The 1,917-nt window shown below is 41.9% G+C and carries 2 protein-coding genes; both read left to right on the plus strand.

The genetic code is table 11. The features are described from left to right. Positions 1–35 precede the first annotated feature (35 nt). Entirely contained in the window at positions 36–920 is an 885-nt protein-coding gene (locus tag QWU_RS07385; RefSeq protein WP_017196497.1) for a DUF7146 domain-containing protein, read from the plus strand. Positions 921–932: 12 nt separating this feature from the next. After that, positions 933–1,917 (plus strand): DUF3987 domain-containing protein (locus QWU_RS09390; RefSeq protein ID WP_035461984.1); only part of this gene is annotated, 985 nt, incomplete at its 3' end.

Here is a 1,917-nt window from a genome sequence, read left to right on the forward strand (position 1 = left end):
AATCCGTCCTATGACGCAACGTTATAGGATTTAAAATGATGTGTTCTTTTAAGAATGCGCAGGATATTACACGTGCCTTGCGTGGTGTTTGGCATGGATATTATGGGATAGCCCGTTGTCCTGCTCATGATGATAGGCTGCCTAGCTTATCCCTTGCCAATGGACATGATGGGCGTCTTTTACTCACTTGTTATGCTGGCTGCTCTTTTAGAGAGATCATACAAGCGCTCATTAGAATTGGCTTGCTTGGGAAACAAGCCTTTTTTGATAAAGCTTATGATCAGACGCTCTCTTTATCCAAACAGTTTTGTGCTGATCTCAAACGAGCAAAACAGAAAACAGAGAGAGCAAAAGAAATTTGGCAACAATGCCAACCAATCAAAAATACTTTAGCAGAAACCTATTTACGTATGCGGGGTATTACATGCGATTTGCCTACTGATTTACGCTTTCATAGCAAATGTCCACACCCTTTAGGGATTACACTGCCCGCGTTGGTTGCTCTTGTTAAGGGTGCTGGCTCCTTTGCCATTCATAGAACCTTTTTACAAGCCAATGGCTGTAAAACAGATCAGAAACCAGCAAAAGCCATGTTGGGGTCTGTCATGGGTGGTGGGGTGCATTTAAGCCAAGACAATCCCAAACATCTGGTTATTTGTGAAGGCATTGAAACGGGTCTGTCTCTTCTGTCTGGGTTGTTATCAGAGCCCGTGAGTTTGTGGGCGTCTCTTTCAACCAGTGGCATGATGCGTGTGAATTTACCCCATACAAAAGGACGTCTGACAATTGCAATGGACGGCGATGATGCGGGTCGTAAAGCAGGTTTTACCCTAGCTGCACGCGCTTATAGACAAGGCTTTGAGGTCTCTATCATGCAAGCTCCAAAAGGAACTGATTTTAATAACGTATTACTTTCTTAAAAGAGGGAAACTATGAAAGATAGTAATTTACAAAACAAGAATGAAAATACCCCCGTCAATGATAACGATAATGTTTTTCTAAATGATAATGCTTGTTTAAAAGCCATTCCTTATGAACAAGCCTTACAACAAAATGGGTGGGGGCAATTAAAACCGATTGCTACGGCTCTTTTACCCGTCGAACCTTTCAATCTATTACAGATCCCAATGCCACTCATGAACTATATTTATGACGTTTCAGAGCGTCAACAAGCCCCGCTCGATTTTATTGCTGTCTCTGCTCTTTGTGGTTTGGCTGCTGTCATTGGCAATGGCGTACGGATTGCCCCAAAACAACATGATGATTGGACGATTGTCCCTAATCTCTGGGGCGCTCTTATTGGACAACCTTCAACCATGAAAACACCAGCCATGAAAGCCGCTTTAGCTCCTATCACTTGCCTTCAAAAAGAATGGTATAAAGAGTGGTTAAAACAGAAAGAAAAACAAGAAATTGAAGAGATACTTGAAACTTTAGATAAATCAGAAAAGAAAAAACAAGCCAATAAAGCGCTGAAAAAAGGAGATCTTGAAACAGCACGTGCTCTGTTGTCTGAAGCCCCCTCTAAAGATAATACCCATGATGATGATGTCTCTCGGTTTATTGTCAATGATGTGACCGTCGAAAAGCTTGGGGAACTCTTAAAAGAAAACCCCCGCGGTCTCTTAATGGTGCGTGATGAGTTATCTGGTTTTTTAACCAATCTGGAACGAAGAGAATATCAAACAGACCGTGCTTTTTATCTCACAGCTTTTAATGGAGATGATCAATTTACCTATGACCGTATCGAGCGGGGAACCATTTTTATCCCCCATGTAACGTTATCAATAATTGGAGGCATTCAACCTTCCCGCATTATTCCACTCATTCAAGCCATGCACCATGGAATAAACGATGACGGTTTATTGCAACGGTTTCAAATGATTGTGTGGCCCGATGACAATCAAGAGTGGAAAT

Origin of the sequence: Bartonella birtlesii IBS 325 (genome assembly GCF_000273375.1) — a bacterium.
Taxonomy (GTDB): Bacteria; Pseudomonadota; Alphaproteobacteria; order Rhizobiales; family Rhizobiaceae; genus Bartonella; species Bartonella birtlesii.